The sequence below is a fragment of the Phenylobacterium sp. genome (assembly GCF_004799395.1).
Lineage (GTDB): Bacteria > Pseudomonadota > Alphaproteobacteria > Caulobacterales > Caulobacteraceae > Phenylobacterium.
The window spans coordinates 1-15,586 of record NZ_SSMZ01000285.1 but is presented as its reverse complement, the minus strand read 5'-3'; the positions used below and the strand labels follow the sequence as shown (position 1 = coordinate 15,586).

General features: G+C 69.4%; 20 protein-coding genes. 11 read left to right on the top strand and 9 right to left on the bottom strand.

Annotated features, from left to right (window positions below; all coding sequences use genetic code 11):
• Positions 1-137: 137 nt before the first annotated feature.
• The 3 genes from E8A12_RS18500 to E8A12_RS18490 all read right to left on the bottom strand — a co-directional run bounded on the left by E8A12_RS18500 (position 138) and on the right by E8A12_RS18490 (position 1,228).
• The gene (locus E8A12_RS18500) at positions 138-368 is read right to left on the bottom strand and encodes a hypothetical protein (protein WP_293371565.1); all 231 of its coding nucleotides are present in this window, start codon (positions 366-368) and stop codon (positions 138-140) included.
• A 261-nt stretch (positions 369-629) separates the two neighbouring features.
• Entirely contained in the window at positions 630-839 is a 210-nt protein-coding gene (locus E8A12_RS18495) for a hypothetical protein (protein ID WP_293371563.1), read from the bottom strand.
• Between the two features lie 128 nt (positions 840-967).
• Positions 968-1,228 (bottom strand): DUF3297 family protein, encoded by a 261-nt coding sequence (locus E8A12_RS18490; RefSeq protein ID WP_293371561.1) that lies wholly within the window; start codon positions 1,226-1,228, stop codon positions 968-970.
• Positions 1,229-1,372: 144 nt separating this feature from the next.
• Here E8A12_RS18490 and E8A12_RS18485 point away from each other — a divergent pair, with 144 nt between their 5' ends.
• Positions 1,373-2,419: a hypothetical protein gene (locus E8A12_RS18485; RefSeq protein ID WP_293371559.1), complete on the top strand. Its 1,047-nt coding sequence runs from the start codon at positions 1,373-1,375 to the stop codon at positions 2,417-2,419.
• A gap of 123 nt (positions 2,420-2,542) precedes the next feature.
• On the opposite strand, the gene E8A12_RS18480 is transcribed toward E8A12_RS18485, so the two are convergent.
• Together E8A12_RS18480 and E8A12_RS18475 are read right to left on the bottom strand one after the other, a co-directional pair.
• The gene (locus E8A12_RS18480) at positions 2,543-2,890 is read right to left on the bottom strand and encodes a hypothetical protein (RefSeq protein ID WP_293371557.1); all 348 of its coding nucleotides are present in this window, start codon (positions 2,888-2,890) and stop codon (positions 2,543-2,545) included.
• Complete coding sequence (locus tag E8A12_RS18475; protein WP_293371555.1) at positions 2,887-3,249, bottom strand: hypothetical protein; 363 nt, start codon at positions 3,247-3,249, stop codon at positions 2,887-2,889. The genes E8A12_RS18480 and E8A12_RS18475 overlap by 4 nt, the downstream gene beginning before the upstream one ends.
• 174 nt (positions 3,250-3,423) lie before the next feature.
• Between E8A12_RS18475 and E8A12_RS18470 the strand changes: the two genes are divergently transcribed.
• Positions 3,424-3,615 carry a hypothetical protein gene (locus tag E8A12_RS18470; protein ID WP_293371553.1) on the top strand — a complete coding sequence of 64 codons (192 nt, stop codon included), beginning with the start codon at positions 3,424-3,426 and terminating at the stop codon, positions 3,613-3,615.
• Between the two features lie 44 nt (positions 3,616-3,659).
• Here E8A12_RS18470 and E8A12_RS18465 read toward each other — a convergent pair whose 3' ends face one another.
• Complete coding sequence (locus E8A12_RS18465; protein ID WP_293371551.1) at positions 3,660-4,037, bottom strand: VOC family protein; 378 nt, start codon at positions 4,035-4,037, stop codon at positions 3,660-3,662.
• Positions 4,038-4,207: 170 nt separating this feature from the next.
• Here E8A12_RS18465 and E8A12_RS18460 point away from each other — a divergent pair, with 170 nt between their 5' ends.
• Positions 4,208-5,008, top strand: coding sequence for a PEPxxWA-CTERM sorting domain-containing protein (locus E8A12_RS18460; RefSeq protein ID WP_293371549.1), 801 nt, complete (start codon positions 4,208-4,210; stop codon positions 5,006-5,008).
• 27 nt (positions 5,009-5,035) lie between these two features.
• On the opposite strand, the gene E8A12_RS18455 is transcribed toward E8A12_RS18460, so the two are convergent.
• From E8A12_RS18455 to E8A12_RS18445, 3 genes are all read right to left on the bottom strand, one after another.
• On the bottom strand, positions 5,036-6,202 hold the full coding sequence (locus tag E8A12_RS18455) for a GAF domain-containing sensor histidine kinase (protein ID WP_293371547.1): 1,167 nt from the start codon (positions 6,200-6,202) through the stop codon (positions 5,036-5,038).
• Between the two features lie 96 nt (positions 6,203-6,298).
• A complete protein-coding gene (locus E8A12_RS18450) occupies positions 6,299-6,520 on the bottom strand; it encodes a CDGSH iron-sulfur domain-containing protein (protein ID WP_293371545.1) in 222 nt (73 codons plus the stop codon).
• Positions 6,521-6,550: 30 nt separating this feature from the next.
• Complete coding sequence (locus E8A12_RS18445) at positions 6,551-7,300, bottom strand: methyltransferase (RefSeq protein WP_293371543.1); 750 nt, start codon at positions 7,298-7,300, stop codon at positions 6,551-6,553.
• A 179-nt stretch (positions 7,301-7,479) separates the two neighbouring features.
• Between E8A12_RS18445 and E8A12_RS18440 the strand changes: the two genes are divergently transcribed.
• From E8A12_RS18440 to E8A12_RS18405, 8 genes are all read left to right on the top strand, one after another.
• Complete coding sequence (locus E8A12_RS18440) at positions 7,480-8,793, top strand: MFS transporter (RefSeq protein WP_293371541.1); 1,314 nt, start codon at positions 7,480-7,482, stop codon at positions 8,791-8,793.
• A 114-nt stretch (positions 8,794-8,907) separates the two neighbouring features.
• Positions 8,908-9,303: a UrcA family protein gene (locus E8A12_RS18435; protein WP_293371539.1), complete on the top strand. Its 396-nt coding sequence runs from the start codon at positions 8,908-8,910 to the stop codon at positions 9,301-9,303.
• A gap of 83 nt (positions 9,304-9,386) precedes the next feature.
• Positions 9,387-9,770 carry a hypothetical protein gene (locus E8A12_RS18430; RefSeq protein ID WP_293371537.1) on the top strand — a complete coding sequence of 128 codons (384 nt, stop codon included), beginning with the start codon at positions 9,387-9,389 and terminating at the stop codon, positions 9,768-9,770.
• A gap of 463 nt (positions 9,771-10,233) precedes the next feature.
• Positions 10,234-11,331 (top strand): hypothetical protein, encoded by a 1,098-nt coding sequence (locus tag E8A12_RS18425; RefSeq protein WP_293371535.1) that lies wholly within the window; start codon positions 10,234-10,236, stop codon positions 11,329-11,331.
• A 155-nt stretch (positions 11,332-11,486) separates the two neighbouring features.
• A complete protein-coding gene (locus E8A12_RS18420) occupies positions 11,487-11,711 on the top strand; it encodes a hypothetical protein (protein ID WP_293371533.1) in 225 nt (74 codons plus the stop codon).
• Positions 11,712-11,773: 62 nt separating this feature from the next.
• On the top strand, positions 11,774-12,943 hold the full coding sequence (locus E8A12_RS18415) for a TonB family protein (RefSeq protein WP_293371531.1): 1,170 nt from the start codon (positions 11,774-11,776) through the stop codon (positions 12,941-12,943).
• Positions 12,944-12,964: 21 nt separating this feature from the next.
• Positions 12,965-14,053, top strand: a complete 1,089-nt coding sequence (locus E8A12_RS18410; RefSeq protein ID WP_293371529.1) for a TonB family protein — start codon at positions 12,965-12,967, stop codon at positions 14,051-14,053.
• 183 nt (positions 14,054-14,236) lie between these two features.
• On the top strand, positions 14,237-15,352 hold the full coding sequence (locus E8A12_RS18405; RefSeq protein WP_293371526.1) for an energy transducer TonB: 1,116 nt from the start codon (positions 14,237-14,239) through the stop codon (positions 15,350-15,352).
• Positions 15,353-15,586: the final 234 nt, after the last annotated feature.

Genomic DNA, 15,586 nt, shown 5'->3' with positions numbered 1-15,586 from the left:
CCGGGCGTCGTGGCGTTGACCTCGCCCAGCTGGTCGCCGGGGACCACGCGCACGCCGGTGTGCTTCCAGCCGTCCGGAGGGATTTCAACGCCATCGCTCATGACGTGAACAAACGCTGCGCCCGTCACCTTGGCAAGCTACTCCCGCGCCAGCATGTAGCGCAGGCCGCGGGCGCCCAACGCCAGGGCGACGGCGGCGGCCACCAGATCTCGGCTGAGGTGGGTCGCCCAGCCCTCGACGGCGAACTCGACGGCGAGCAGCAGGCACAGGCCCGCCGCGATCACGCCCATCCAGTGCAGCACGCGGCTGAATTCGCCGGCGGGCCCCACGTCTCGACGCTTCAGGTTCGGCCAGATGAAGTTGGGCAAGGGAACCTCCCGCAAGCTGGCCATTGGCGGCGGGTGTCTTGTACTCGCGGGAACGGGGCCTGGGTTGGGCGCCTATGTTTCAGCGCACCTCAGGGTCGAAACGAAGCACAGCCGCCGATGGCTGAGCCGTTTTATTTCCTCCGAAATGCACGAAAACCCCGAAATGACGTTTCACGGCGGCGTCCTGTCCGGCCGTAGCCCCGGACTGCGGATGGCCGCCTCTTCGTGAGTTTCGTGGTCCTTGGAGACCGGGCGACGCCCTCAGTGCATCAGAGGCGGTTCGACGATGGTCTCATCCCACTCGCCCACATCGTCCTGGATCAGCACATGGCGCGGCTCGCGGTCGAGCACGGCGAAATCGCCGGCCGCCTTCAGCGCCTCGTCCTTGGTGGCGTACTCGCCGAGTTCGCCTTCGGACTCATCGACCAGCAGCCAACGCCCGTCGAACGCCACCACGCTGAGATCGAACATCGCGCTCTCCTGCCCCGGGATCGCCTTATTTCACCGAACACGGACAGGTTTCGCCATGTCCGATGGTCGCAGGTTATGCACGTATCCCTGCCTGGAAGGTTAAGGCCCCGCCAGCGGCCGCGGCGGGTTTAGTCCGCGTCGCGGAAATAGGGCTCGACCGGGCCGTTCAGCTTGATGGTCAGCTGCTTGCCGCGGCGGTCGAGGGTCTTGCCGACCGCCAGCTTCACCCAGCCCTCCGAGACGCAGTATTCGTCGACGTTGGTCTTGTCCTCGCCCTTGAAGCGCACGCCCACGTTCCGCGCCAGGATCTCGGCGTCATAGAACGGACTATCGGGGTCGGTGGCCAGTCTGTCCGGCAAAGTGGGTCGGTCGGGAAGTTCGTCGCTCATGGCGTCGCCCTCGCACAGCCCGCCGAACGGTTCAAGGCTTGCCGCCTCTTGGCGGCGCCGCGGGACAGGGCGTATCCTCGAAAGATCGGTATTTCAGAGTCCCACTTAGAGGACCGCGCCGATGGGCGCGGGGAGGCGCTGACCATGAAGCTCGCACTGATCTCATCGGCGGCGGTTTGCGTCGCCCTCGCCGCGGCCTCAGCCGCTTTCGCGCAGACCGGCGCCTACCACGCCCCGCGCACGGCCTATGGCCAGCCGGACCTGCAGGGGAACTGGACCAACGCCACCATCACCCCCTTCGAGCGGGACGTGAAGTTCGGCGACCGCCTGGCGCTCACCGACAAAGAGGTGAAGGAGCTGGAAGGCGCCAACGCCCAGCTGGTGGCTGACGGCAACAAGCCCACCGACCCCAATGCCAAGGTCACCGACCTGCCGCAGAACTGCGGCCGGGGCTTCGTCGGCGTCGACTGCGGCTACAACTCGGCCTGGGTGGACCCCGGCACCACGATCATCGACATGGGCGGCGTGAAGCGGGACTCGATCATCGTCTCGCCGGCCAACGGCCGCCTGCCGCCGATGACCAAGGACGCCGCGGCCAGCATGCAGGCTCGCTTCGCCGGCGCGCGGCGCGCCTCCTTCGACAATCCCGAGAACCGCTCGCTGGGAGAGCGCTGCATCATGAGCTTCGGGTCGTCGGCCGGCCCGCCGATGCTGCCGCTGCTCTACAACAACAACTACCAGATCGTGCAGACCAAGGACGAGGTCGCCATCGAGGTCGAGATGGTCCACGACCTGCGCCACATCCGCCTCGCCGGCAGCCATCCGCCCGCCGACGTGAAGCTCTGGATGGGCGACTCGATCGGCCATTGGGACGGCGACACCCTGGTCGTCGAGACCACCAACATGCGGCCCGAACAGAACTTCCGCGGCGCCTCAGTGGGATCCAAGATCGTCGAGCGCTTCACCCGCGTCGGGCCCAATCAGATCAAATACAGCTTCACGGTCGACGATCCGAAAATCTACACCGCGCCCTACACGGGCGAGGTGGCGCTCAACACCACCAAGGGACCGATCTACGAATACGCCTGCCACGAGGGCAACTACGCGCTGCCCGGAATCCTGGCCGGCGCCCGCACCCAGGAAAAGGAAGCTGAGGCCGGCAAGGCCGCGGGGACCAGCGGGACGGACTAGCGGCGAGAACCAAGTTGCTCCCCGTCGGGGAGCTGTCAGCGAAGCTGACTGAGGGGGCTTCCCCGTCGGTTTGAGCGGACCCCCGCCGGCCCTTCGGGCCACCTCCCTCGATGGGGAGGGATTTCACCGGCAGCCGTCGACCACCTTCTCCAGGTCGGCCAGCCGTTTCTCGCGCAGCAGGCGGCCAGCGGCCATCAGCTGATAGCGATCGGCCGCACCGCCGGCGTCACGCAGGGCCGCGTCGGTGTCGGGATATTTGGGCGCGCGCGGCAGGGCTTTGGACACGCAGGACTTGGCCGCCGCCGTCACGGTCACCACCTGCGGCGGCGGCGCGGCCGGCGCCGGGGCTTTGGCGAGCGGTGGTACGGCAAGGTGCGGCGGCGCACTCTTCGGCTGCAGGCTCTGGCAAGCGCCAAGCCCCAGCGCGCAGGCCGCCAGCGTCGCCGCGGATCGCCACGCGCCTGGCCTCATTTCAGGGTCTCGAGCACGGCGCGGTCAGCGCTTTCCATGCGGGCGCAGACATCGAAGCCCTGCGGTTCGTTGGCCGCCAGCCGCTCAGCCCGCTGTTCCGGCGTCAGCGCCGCATTGGCCGCGCGGCTGCGCGCCAGGTCCGCCGGCCCACCTTCGCAGGCCGCCAGGCGCGCGTGCAGCGCCAGGCCGTTCCTCTGGTTGATCGCCGTCAGCGTCGCGACCTGGGCGCGGAGCGCCGTCTCGTTGCGCTCCGCCTCTACGGTTGAGGCGACCAGCAGAGCGCACATCAGCAACGCCAGAGCGAAACCCACCGGCCCGGCCGCTGGGCTGGTGAAGGCCTGAAGCAAGCTGCGGAGCATCCGTCTTCACCCTCCCCGCGGCGCGCACAACCCGCCGCAACCTGTCAACGCGCGGGCCGCAGCTAAGCTCCGCCATAACTAAGGCGGGCGCATGACGGCGCGGTCTTGCACCCGACATACCCCCGGCGCCACGCGGGACTAGAGCCTTGCGCCGGGGCCTGAAGGAGCCAGAACATGGCTGTCTACCGCATCTACCTGGTCCACAGAAACGGGCGTCTGCAGCCCGACGAGAGCTTCTACTGCACGACCGACGACGAGGCGCTGCGCCGACTGGCGCCATCGCCTCGCGCCGACATCCGCGCCGAGCTCTGGCAGGGCGGCCGGCTGATCGCCACCGCCGGATCCCGTCGGCAAGGGACGGGCTGATCGGCCATATGCCACAGCCCGACCGCGCAGCGTCGGCCAGCCGCTCAGTGCATGGTCCCCGCGACGATCTCCAGCTTGTTGCCGTCCGGGTCGTAGAGGATCGCGCCGTAGTAGCCGGCGGCGATGTCGGGGTGCAGGCCGGCGGGCCGCACGCTGGTCGCCCCGGCGCCCAGCGCCGCCGCATAGGCCGCGTCCACCGCGGCCCGGCTGTCGGCGGAAAAGGCGATGTGGGTCCCCAGGCCCGCCACCCGCTCCCCGGCCACCGGGTAGAGGTAGAGTTGCGCGGCCAGGCCGACCGGGCCGTAGCCCAGCTCCGCGTCGTTGGCGTGGGTGAAGCTGTGGCCCAGCGGGGCCAGGAACGCGTCGTAGAACGCGCGCGCGGCGGCCAGATCGCGGACGCCGACGGATAGATGATCGAACATGTGGAACCCTCCCGGTGAAGTCTCTCCTGCAGATGGGGTGTACGGACGGCTGCGCCATCCGTTTCGGACGAACGATTTTCTTCGCGCCCAGAGGGAATCCGGTTGTCGTGTTTCCGGCTTGCGTTAACCATGTTCCCTGACATCTATATCGGTGTTCGGGGAACTCAAAAATGCGTCTGCCGGCACTCACGGCCCTTGCGTTGGCGATCGGCGTCGCCTCGGGCGCGCAGGCCGCCAACCTGATCCAGAACGGCAGCTTCAACACGCTCAATCCGGCGGGTGCGAATGCTCCGCCGTCGGCGAGCGGCATCGAGGTGGACGGCGCCTTCGGCGACGCCGGCGCGGTGACCGGTTGGACCTCCGCCGGGGGCACCGCCTACAATATCTACTTCTACGGCAACGGCTCGGAAGCTGGCGGTCTCACCGGCGTCGACGCGGCGAACCGGTGGGGCGAGAACGGCCAGCGGCCGAACGTAAACTTCACTGGCGACAGCCCCGACGGCGGCGCCTACATGGTGCTGGACGCCGATCCGGGCTTCTCGGGCGCATTCAGCCAGAGCGTCGGCGGCCTGACGGTGGGCCAGGAATACGACCTCAGCTTCTATTGGGCCGGCGGCGAACTGTATGACCGGACCGGCTACCAGACCTCCCAGCTGACCGGGACCTTCGGGACCAGCAGCTTCGCGACCTCGGTCTTCACCAACAGCCATCCCGGTTGCAACGGCTGCGTCCCGCCCGGCGACTTCTCGGGCTGGCAACTGGTGAACTTCGACTTCGTCGCCCAGACCACCACCCAGACGCTGTCGTTCCTCGCCGTCGGCACGCCGGTCGGCAACCTGCCGCCTGTGGCCTTTCTCGACGGCGTGTCGCTGGTCGCGGTGCCCGAGCCGGCGGCCTGGACCCTGATGCTGCTCGGCTTCGGCGGTCTGGGCGTCGCGATCCGCCGCCGCCGCCGGCTCGCCGCCGCCTGAGCCTGCGCCGCCGCAGCGCCCGCTGGCCTAGGCCAGCGGCATCTCGAACGAAAAGCGCGTCTCCACTGCGTCCGACGTCACGCCCAGGGCTCCGCCGTGCGCGCGGGCGATCTCGGCGGCGATGTAGAGGCCAAGCCCCAGGCCCTCCTGGCCGTGATGGTGCGCGGCTCGGGTGAAGGGTTCGAACAGCACCGCCAGCCGCGCCGGTGGGATCGGTTCGCCGGCATTGGACACCGAAAGCTCGAAGCGTCCGTCCCGCGTTCGCGCCCGCACCGTCACCGGCGCATCCTCCGCCCCGTGTCGCAGCGCATTGGCCAGGAGGTTGGAGAGCAACTGCGCCACGCGGCCGTCATCGCAGGCGACCGGCGCCTCCAGTGCCACGTCGGCCACGAACTCGCGGTCCGGATGGGCCAGCCGCAGCTCGTCGACGACCTGCCGGATGGTGTCGGCGAGGCCAGGGCTATGGCGCCGCTCGACCTCGAAGCCGCCGCCCAGGCGGGTGCGGGCGAAGTCCATCACATTGTCGATCAGGCCGGCCATGCGCAGGACGCTGGCCTGCATGGCGCTCACCAGCGTCTTGGCCCGCTCGTCGAGCGGCGTCCGGGCCAGCAGCCGCCCGCCCGCCTGGATCGAGGCGAGCGGGTTGCGCAGGTCATGGCCCAGCACCGCGATGATCTGTTCGCGCAGCTCCGCCGCTTGCTGCGCGCTGAGCAGCGCCGCCTCGCTGCGCGCCAGCCGGTCCTGGGTGTCCATGTGATAGCCGATCAGGTCGGCGAACAGCTTGAACATCCCCGTCACCTGCGGGTTCTTCAGCCGCGCGGGCCTGGGATCGATCGAGCACAGCGTTCCGAAGAACTCGCCGTTCCGGAAGATCGGCTGGGAGATGTAGCTCTGGAAGCCGTACTGCGCCGGCGTGTGGTGGCCGCGGAAATCGGGGTCTTCCGACACGTGGTCGATCACCACCGCCTGACCGCTCTGGCGGATCTCGTGGCAGATGGTGGTCTGGACCTCAAGCTCGCCTCCAGCCACCAGGCCGAAGGCGATCTCGTCGCGCACGGCGCAGGCCACCCAGCGGTCCTCGGTCACCCGGGCGATGGCGGCGAACCCCATGCCCGTCGTGTGGCAGATGACCTCCAGGATCATCGGAACAACGTCGATAGCGCCGATGGTCTCGACGTCTTCGGCAATACTCACGCCCGTTCAATCCCCGACCGCGCCCCTCGGCGCGCATTCTACTGAATCAGACGCCCCGCGTCGCGTCCCTCCGCCACCCGACTTAGTGTGTCCGGTTCAGCCCGGCGCCGCCGCAGCCTCCGCCGCCTGGAAGCCCGCCGTCTCGTGGCTGCCGTCGCAGAACGGCTTGGTCTTTGAGGCGCCGCAGCGGCACAGGAAGAGCTTGGTCTCGCCGGAGATGTCGATCGGCTTGCCGGTGGAATCCGTCAGCTTCAGCTCCGAAAGATCGCCCCCGACCACGATCGACCCATTGGGCGTGAACAGCATCTTGATCGGCATGGCGGTACTCCCTGCGTGTCGCCGAGCGCGCTACTTCGGCTTGCGGAACTTCAGCACGAACTGGTCGGTGTGCCCACGGATCGAGGGGTCGAAGACCAGCTTGTCGTGCGGGTCTGCCGGGTTGCCCAGCAGCTTGTCGTCCTCGGCTGCGAGCTTGAACCCCGCCGCCTCGACCTCCGTCTTGACGATGGCCTCGTCGATGCGGTGCTGGGTGTCGGCGACGGTCAGGGGCGCGCCCGGCGCGGCGGCGTGGTCGACGATCACATAGAGACCGCCCGGCTTCAGCGCCTTGAAGATCTCCTTGTTGGCCGCATCGGCGGTGCCGGCCGGGAAGGCCTTCAGGTGCAGGTCGTGGTAGTTCTGGACCGTCAGCACCAGGTCCAGGCCATCGGGCAGACCGGCGCTGGCGATCGGGGCGGTCAGCGGGATGACGTTGGAATAGTCGGCGGCCACCGTGGACTGCTCGGTCGCATAGGCGGCCCGGAACTTGACGAACTCGCTCGACTGATAGGCGTAGACCTTGCCGCTCGGCCCGACGGCCGGCGACAGGATGCGGGTGAAATAGCCGCCGCCCATCATGAAGTCGGCGACCTTCTGGCCCGGCTTCACCTCGGCCAGCGCCAACAGCTCGGCGGGCTTGCGGGCCACATCGCGCGAGGAGTCCGCCGGCGGCCGCTTCTGGTCGCCGAGCGCCGCGGTCAGGTTCGCCGGAACCGCCGCCATCGCCGCGCCCGCGACAGCCGCCGCCGCCAGAACCGAAACCATCAGATTGTGCGCCATGTCCCGAGCCTCCCTTCAACCTTAGCCAGGGCCGAGCCTAGCACCGCTTGCCGGCGCCGTGCGACCGTCCGGAGCCCAAAGCAAGGGCGCCGCTGCAAATGCCGTGGGCCGCGGGCCGGCGCAGGCCTTCCGCTTCGCCGTTGCGCAGGCTACGCCTAACCCGTTCGGGGAGTGCGAGCATGTCAGAGGCGGCGGCCGCGACGATCGAAGAGATTCCCGGCGAACACGCCACTCCGCTGCACGGCGGCAAGCGGCTGCGGCTCCTGCTCTATGCCGGCGTGCCGATCCTGATCATCAACTTCGCCGCCCCGTACCAAGGCATGATTGGCCTGCCGATCACCTTTTTCCTGAAGAACCGCCTGCATCTGGACGCCAATCAGGTCGCCCAGTTCAACCTGATCTGCGCCATCCCGCTGTTCGTCGGCTTCGTCTTCGGCTTCATCCGCGACCGCTGGAGCCCGTTCGGGGCCGGCGACCGCGGCCACCTGGTGGTATTCGGTCTCGCCTGCGCGGTTCTCTTCGCGGTGATGGCCTTCGTCGCGCCCAGCTACGCGACGCTGCTGGCCGGCGTCTTCCTGCTCACCATCCTGATGCAGTTCGTGGGCGGCGCCGCGGCGGGCCTCGCCTCCTCGGTTGGACGCCACCACGCCATGTCGGGCCAGATGAGCACGGTGATGAACGGCGCGATCCTGGCTCCCCAGGCCATCGCCTTCATCCTGGGCGGCATCCTGAGCGGCCTCTTGGAAGGCCGCGGGGCGATCACCGCGGCGCGGATCATCTTCCTGCTGGGCGCCGGGCTCATGATCGCCATGACCGCCTTCGGCGCCTTTGGGCCCAAGCGCCTGTTCGAAGACGCCAGGGCCGGGGCCGCGGCCGAAGCGCCGGTCCGACGTCTGACCGCCGGCGCCGATGCGCTGCGCCTGCTCCGCACCTGGGCGATCTGGCCGGTGGTGATGATCCAGCTGCTCTGGCAGTTCGCGCCGGGCGCAGGCGTGGCCCTGCAGTACCACATGGCCAATGACCTGAAGGCCAGCGACGCCCAGGTGGGCGCCTTCTTCTCGATCTTCTACGTTGGCTTCCTGCCGGTCTATCTGCTCTACGCCTGGCTCGCCCAGCGGCTGAAGCTCGGGACCCTGCTGTGGATCGGCGCGGTGATGGCGGTGCCGCAGATGGCTTCGCTGCTGTTCATCCATTCGGCGTCCGGCGCGCTCTGGGCGGCGGTCCCCCTGGGCCTGCTGGGCGGCATCGGCCAGGCCGCCTTCACTGACCTGGCCATGCGCTCCTGCCCCAAGGGGCTGGAGGGCACCATGATGATGCTGTTCCTGTCGCTCTACTGGATCTCGACCCGGTTCGGCGACGTCTGGGGCGCGGACCTCTACGAGCACCACGGCGGGTTCAACACCGCCATCTGGGCGACCATGGCCGTCTACGCCGCGATCCTGCCGATCCTGTTCCTGGTGCCCAAGGCCATAAAGGCCGGCAAGGACGCCTGAGCGCGCGCCGCCAGCATGGCTGTCGGAACCGCGTTCTGTGTTTGCGGGTTGCTCGGACCTTACCGGACCGCGCTCCCTCATCCCCGCGGTCCGGAGATCAAGGAGACCACCACCATGCGCAATCTCGCGCTCGCCACCCTCACCGCCGCCGCGCTCTGCGCCGGCGCGCCCGCTCTCGCCCAAGGCCTCGACGAACTCACCGTCACCGGCCACGGCCCCCGCGCCATGAGCCTCAGCGACACCGTCAGCTACGCCGACCTAGACCTGACCCTGCGCTCCGACCGCGACCGGCTGCTGCGGCGCGTCAACGACACCGCCGGCCGGCTCTGCGACCAGCTGAACCAGGACCCGGCCTCGAACCACAACATCGGCAAGTCATGCAAGGACGTGGCCGTGCGCGACGCCATAGGCCAGGTGCGCCAGGCCTTCGCCGACGCCGGCTCCAATCCGGCCTACGTGAACACCTACGGCGAGCCGACCAGCGCCACGGTCCCGGAGACGCCAAACTAGCACCTCGGCGTCCCGCAGCGGCGCCCGCGCGAGGCGACTCGCCTCCCGCTGGAACGAAGGGGCGGACGCCGGGTTGAGGTGCTATGGCCGCCCTCGACATCCGCCCCCATTCCCGCCGCCTGAGCGCCCTTGCCGTGGCGAGCCTCGCCCTCCTTGCCGCCGGGGGTTTCGCCGTCGGCCTGGGCCGCCAGATGGCGTCCGCCTCGGCGCCCTCGCCGTTTCCGCCACAGCAGGAAGCCTCCCTGCGCATTGAGATGGCCAACGGCGTTGCTCCGGCCCAGGCCGCAGCGCCGCCCGCGCCTAGGCCCACGCCGCGCGCCGCCACGGCGGATACGACGGCGGAGGCGGCCGAGACGCCACCCGCCACGGACGTCTCCGCGGTGGTCGCTGATCCGCCCGCAGCGCCCGAGGCCGCGGCCCCGGCGTCACCCGAGCCGACGCAGTCCCCCGATCCCCCGACCGCCTGAAGCTCCGCCATGGTTCATCTGCCGGTCAGGCGCCGCGCCTCAGGGTGACGGTCGTCCCCGGGCGATTGCGTGCCTTGTCGCCGAGGGGCGCCCGATGGCTGCGTAGCTTGCCCTCGGCGGAGCCCCCGGCGCTTGGAGAGTGTCGGCGTCGGGGGCTCTGGACCGGCCAGCCTTTGGAGGGGTGTCAGCCGGCCCGGTGGCAGCGGGCGCGGCCTGACGGCCGGTCAGGCCGCCGGGAGGGACTCGGCGGCCTTGAGCGGCACTGTCGCGCCCGGACTTCGGCAAAATCGCGCCCCTCGGCGACCCCGCTTGAAACAGTTCCGCAACGATGGAAGCGCAATGGGGCGTGCCGGCGAAAGGCCTTGCCCCTGGGACGCATTGCCCGAGGGCGCCCCACGCCGTAATTTGCTAGTGGATCCATTCATCGCGCTTGAGGCGCGAACCATTCTTCCTGGAGTCAGCCGTGAACCGCGCTCTCATCCTCGCCGTCGGAACCGCGCTCTGCGCCGCGCCGATCGTCTTCGCCAGCCAACTGGCCGTCGCCGCCGACGCCAAGGCCCCCGACGCCAAGGCCGACGCCAAGACCCCGCTGGCCTCCGACGGCCACCCCGACCTGGGCGGCTTCTGGTCCAACGCCACCATGACGCCCGAGCGCCGTCCGGCCAAGCTCGGCGCGCGGTCCACCTACACCCCGGAAGAGGTGAAGAAGATGGAGGGTGCGGTGGCCCAGGAGGTTGTGGAAGGCAACAAGCCGACTGATCCCAATTCCGGGGCCGAGGGCGGCAAGGAAGACCCCGCCAAGCTGCGTCCGGAATTCGCCGCCGCCGGCGGCGATGTGGGCGGCTACAACCGCGGCTGGCTCGATCCCGGCTCGGCGGTCATGCGCGTGCACGGCGAGCCGCGCACCTCGTTCCTGACCACCCCGGACGGCCAGTACCCGGCCCGCCTGCCGACCGCGGCTCCGGCCGCCGGCTTCGCGCGCGGCGGCGGTGGCGGCATGGGCTCGTTCGACAATCCGGAGAACCGTTCGCTCGGCGAGCGCTGCATCATGGGCTTCGGCCGCAACGCCGGTCCGCCGATGCTGCCCAACGGCTTCTACAACAACAACTACCAGTTCCTGCAGACCAAGGACGCCTTCGTCATCGAGGTCGAGATGGTCCACGACACCCGCGTCGTGCGCATCGGCGGGACCCACCGCACCGACGGCGTGCGGCCCTGGATGGGCGACTCGGTCGGCCACTGGGAAGGCAATACGCTGGTGGTCGAGACCACCAACATCCCGCAGACCCAGGCCTACAACGGCTCCTGGAAGGACCTGAAGGTCACCGAGCGCTTCAGCCGCGACGGCAAGGACCGGGTCCTCTATCAATATTCCATCGACGATCCGACCACCTGGGCCAAGCCCTGGGGCGGCGAGTACGAGTTTTACAAGCTGAACGGCCAGATCTACGAATACGCCTGCCACGAGGGTAACTATGCGCTCCCCGGCATGCTCGGCGGCGCGCGCCGCCAGGAGCAGGAGGCCGCGTCCAAGGGCGCCGCCGCCAAGGGCGGCGAATAGCCTTAAATCGCCCTTCCGACGACACCATCGGGCCCCGGTTCGCAAGAGCCGGGGCCTTCTTTCTGCCTATCGGACAGCGTTAGCCAACTTGCTTCACGGGGCCTTAGGCATGGGCGTTTAGCCTGAGCCTGGGACACGTGTTTAGGTCATGGCCGATGAGCCAAGCTGGAGAGGCCCTTCGAATCGCTCACACCCTCGCGGGTCACCCGCTGGGGCTGGTGATTGCCCTGGCCCTGCTGGCCGCCCTGGTCGAGCAGCGCATGGCGCGCCGGCGCACCCCCGACTTCTCCTGGGCCTACCGCGATATCCACGCCCACCCGCCCAAGCCGAAATCCGGCCCGGAGCCAAAGGCGAAGTCGAGGCCGGGGCCAAAGCCCTAGCTATCCAAGGCCGCCTTCCGGCGCCACACTCACGAGCGCACGGATGAGGCGGAGACGCGGCGATGCTTGCGCAGGTCCTGGCCCTGATGTTCGCGGCGGCCGCTCCGCCCGAAGCGCCGGCGAGCACCGTCTCGCCCCTGACGGTCAAGGCGCCTCCACCCGGCAAGCTGCCACCCGCCGACGCTGTCGTCGACATCGCCAGCGACGACGAGTCCGCGAGCGGCGACTTCGTGGCCGTCTGGCCGGCGTTGGCCTATCAGACCGGCGCGGAAGGCCGCGTGCGGCTGAACTGCAAGGTCGACACCCACGGTCTCGCCGAGACCTGCCACGTGGTTTCGGAGAGCCCGGCGGGCAAGGGCTTCGGCGCCGCAGCCCTGGAGCTTCGCCCGACCTTCAAGCTGGTCCCGCGCAAAGGTCCGGACGGCCAGCCGGTCACCGCCCCGATGACCCTCAACCTCACCTTCGTCCCGCCGGCCAAGGAGCTGGTGGGTACGGTGGGATCCAGCGCCGAGATCCCCCGCATGCAGGCCAGAGGCGACACCCGCGCCTTCGTCGACTCCCAGACGTCCCTGCGCGGCAATCCGCTGGCCATGCGCAAGGTGACCATGGTCGACGATCCCGTGTGGACCGCCGCGCCCAACTTCGACGATCTGGCCGCCGCCTATCCGGCGACCGGCGGCGGGGCTGAGGGCTATGTGGCGGCCCACTGCAAGGTCGACCGCGCCGGGCCCAAGGCAGGCCTTCTTCAACAGTGCGGGGCGATCAAGGAGGCGCCGCACGACGCCGGCTTCGCCAAGGCCGCGCTAAGCCTGACGCCCAAGTTCCGCATCGCGCCGGAGGCCCTGGCCCGCGCGCCGCATGGCGCCGACCTCTGGGTCGACGTGCCGATCCGCCTGCCGCCCCCGGCGGAGATCGCCGACCGCACGGTCATGGCGCCGATCTGGGTCGCCAGCTTCGATCCGCGCGCCACGCCGAAACTCTTCCCGCCCGAGGCCGTCGCCGGCGGCCTGTCCACCGGTCGTGGCGTCGCCCGCTGCGATGTCGGGCCCGACGGGGCCCTCACCGCCTGCGCCCCGGAGCCCGGCGACCCTGACGGCCTGGGTTTCTCCGAAGCGGCGGTGAAGCTGGCCTCGGCCATGAAGATGAACCTCTGGTCGGCCGACGGCGCGCCGGTCGAGGGCGGCGTGGTCCACATCCCGATCCGTCTCAACCTCAAACCCGAGGCGAAATAGCCGCAGCGAGGGAGGTCGCCGATGCTGGCGCAAGCTCTGGCCCTGATGTTCGCCGCGAGCGCTCCGCCGGACCCCGCCGCCGGCCCGGTGCCGCCCGCGACCGTGTCCCCGCTGGAGGTCTTGAAGCCACCCGGCAAGCCGCCGCCGCCCGACGCCAAGCTCGACATGCCCACCAGCAGCGATGACGCCGACACCCGGTTCGTCTTCTGGCCGGCCACCGCCTATCAGGCGCGCTACGATGGCCGGGTTACCTTGCGCTGTCTGATCGACACCCACGGCTTGGCGGAACACTGCGACGTGGCCTCCGAAAGCCCCACCGGCCACGGCTTCGGCCGCGCCGCGCTGGAGATGCGGCCGACCCTGAAGCTAACACCCCCGCAAGGCCCCGACGGTCCCGTCAGCCGGGTGGTGAACGTGGCCGTGCAGTTCACCGCGCCCGAATTCCAGCACATCGGCGGCATGATGCTGGGCAGGCCCCTGCCCATGACGGCGGTGACCCTGCTCGACTTCCCCCAGTGGAGCGCTGCGCCGACCTTCGACGACCTGGCGGCCGCCTATCCGGCGAAGGCGGACGGCGGCGACGGCTATGTCGTGCTTCGGTGCGTGGTCCTGCACTCGGGCGAGGTCCACCGGTGCGGCGTCATCAAGGAAGATCCCGAGCAGCGCGAGTTCGGCGCCGCGGCGCTCAGCTTGTCATCGAAGTTCCGCGTCGCCGCCAGCCTGACCAAGCCCCCCCAGCACTCCGAACTGTGGGTCAATATCCCCATCCGTTTCCCCACGCGTCAGGAGTTGGCGCGCCGCGCCGTGACGGCCCCGACCTGGGTCGACAGCTTCGACGCCAGGCATGTTCCCAAGCTGTTCCCGCCGGAGGCTGTCGCCAGCGGCGTGACCTCCGGGCGCGGCGTCGCCCGCTGCGTCGTGGGCCCCGACGGCGCGCTCACCGACTGCCGGCCCGAGCCGGGCTCGCCCGACGGCCTGGGCTTCTCCGAAGCCGCGGTGAAACTGGCCTCGGCCATGAAGATGAACCTCTGGTCCGCAGACGCCGAGCCAGTGGAGGGCGGCGTCATCGACATCCCGATCCGGCTCAATCTCAAGCCCGATGCGGACTAGAGGGCGTCAGGGTAAAGTGGAAGCCGGTTGACCCGTCCGTCGCGCTCCAAATGCCTGGAATTGGACCCGTCTTGTCCGGTTCAGATAAATCCCTCTGAACCGGGAAGCGTCTAGCCGCCGCTACCCAAGCCCCACAGCGCGTGGCAAGCTTCGCCGGGGGACGTCGGTTTGGGAGACACGGGGATGATCGCGCAAGCCCTCGCCTTGATGCTGGCCGCAGCGCCCGCACCACCCGCCGCGTCCGCTCCGCCGCCGGACGCCACCGTCTCCCCGCTGGAGGTGCTCAGGCGCCCGGACAACAAGCCGCCGCCCGCCGACGCCAAGATCGACATGCAGGGCACGGACGACGACATTGACCAGCAGGTGGTGATCTGGCCGGGCACGGCCTATCACGCGGGCCTCGGCGGTCGGGTCACCCTGCGTTGCCTGGTCGACGCCCATGGCCTGGCCGAACGCTGCGAGGTCGCCTACGAGGCGCCGACCGGCAAGGGCTTCGGCAAGGCCGCCCTCGAGATGCGTCCGACCTTCAAGCTGGCGCCGACCCTGGGGCCGGACGGACCGGTCGCGGGCATCAAGAACATCTCGATCACCTTCAAGGGCACCGACAGCCAGGTCACCATGGCCGCGGCGATGAAGGGCGGCACGTTCGGCCTGCACAACCCCTTGCAGATGCGCCAGGTCACCATGCTCGACTTCCCGGTCTGGTCGGCGGCGGCGAGCTTCGACGACCTGGCGGCGGCCTATCCGGTCAAGGCGGGCGGCGTCGAGGGCTATGCGGTCGCCCACTGCCAGGTGCGCGGCACGGGCGCGCTCTGGAGCTGCCAGAACATCAAGGAGACGCCGGAAAAGCTCGGCTTCGGCGCCGCAGCGACCGCGCTGGCCGCCGCCAAGTTCCGGGTGCTGCCACGGCTCGCCCAGACGCGCCATTCCGGCGAGCTGTGGGTCGACGTGCCGATCCGTTTCCCGCCACCGGCCGAACTCGCCCAGCGCACCGTCATGGCGCCGACCTGGGTCGCCGCCTTCGATCCGAAGGCCGTCCTGAAGCTGTTCCCGCCGGAAGCCGCCGCCAGCGGGCTCACCACCGGCCGCGGCGTCGCCCGCTGTACGGTCGCCGCCGACGGCGCTTTGACCGCCTGCGCGCCGGAGCCGGGCGACCCCGACGGCCTGGGTTTCTCCGAGGCCGCTGTGAAGCTTGCCTCCAACATGAAGATGAATCTGTGGTCGGCCGACGCCGAGCCGGTCGAGGGTGGCGTGGTCCACATCCCGATCCGCCTCAATCTGAAAGCCCAAGCCAAGTAGAGCCGCTTGGCCAGCAAGCTTAGCCTTGGAATCTACAGTTAAGCTGCCGCCATTTCAGCACAATTGCGACTCCAATACGTCGCAGCGGCAATCCAACACATGGCTTCAGGCGCATCGTGAAGGCACGGGTTAACCACGATACGCTGGCCGGGGATGGCGTCGGGGAGTTACTTACAATGGTCCGCGCGATCAGCTTGACTCCGCGTGAGCGGCGTTGGCTTTCGATCATGGGAT